General features: G+C 36.7%; 1 protein-coding gene. It reads left to right on the top strand.

Going from position 1 to position 782, the window contains the following annotated elements; genetic code table 11:
* Window positions 1-434, top strand: a 434-nt coding sequence (locus L655_RS0109370) for an IS3 family transposase (RefSeq protein WP_024604509.1), incomplete at its 5' end; no start/stop codon positions are given.
* Window positions 435-782 lie beyond the last annotated feature (348 nt).

The following is a 782-nucleotide window of genomic DNA, read 5'->3' as shown; positions in this document are numbered from 1 at the left end:
TTTTTTCACGATACATTGTAGGTTGGCGTGTATCAACGACAATGCACACAGAGCTTATTCTTGATGCGTTAGAGCAAGCTATTTGGCATCGTGGCAACCCCGAAGGGTTAATTCACCACAGCGACAGAGGCAGCCAATATTTGTCTATACGATACACTGAGCGACTTGCTGAAGCTGGAATTCAAGCGTCTGTAGGCAGTGTGGGTGACTCTTATGACAATGCATTGGCTGAAACAATAAATGGATTATTTAAAACAGAGATTATTCGCAGAAATGGCCCGTGGAAGAATGTTGATGCTGTTGAATACGCAACGTTAGAGTGGGTCAATTGGTTTAATAATCAACGCTTATTATCTTCAATTGGGTATATTTCACCAGCTCAATATGAAACAGACTACTATGATAATTTAAACGAGTCAGGTAAAGTGGCCTGACTTAAACAAACTGGTCTCCGATGAACTCGGGGCGATTCAAATCTCATTTTAATTTCTTTTTATATACAATAATTAAACATATAGTACACCTTTATAGGTACATAGTAAATTAAATTCTTAGTATGAAATGTGCTCACTTATTCAGAATAGTTACAAAAATTAAATACTTGTTTTTAGGGCGTGTTGATCTTTGTGGTATGAAAAACAAACAGCATGAAGATAAGGTATAATTGAATTCGCCAGAAAACTTTACACCGAACCTACATGCCAAGATTAATGTTAACAGACGGGACATGGAATGTCTTATCAAAAGTAATGTACTTAAGTGGTCGAATTTATAATAAGCCC

This window comes from Pseudoalteromonas sp. TAE79, assembly GCF_000498015.1.
Taxonomy (GTDB): domain Bacteria; phylum Pseudomonadota; class Gammaproteobacteria; order Enterobacterales; family Alteromonadaceae; genus Pseudoalteromonas.
This window is presented reverse-complemented; position numbering and strand designations above follow the sequence as displayed.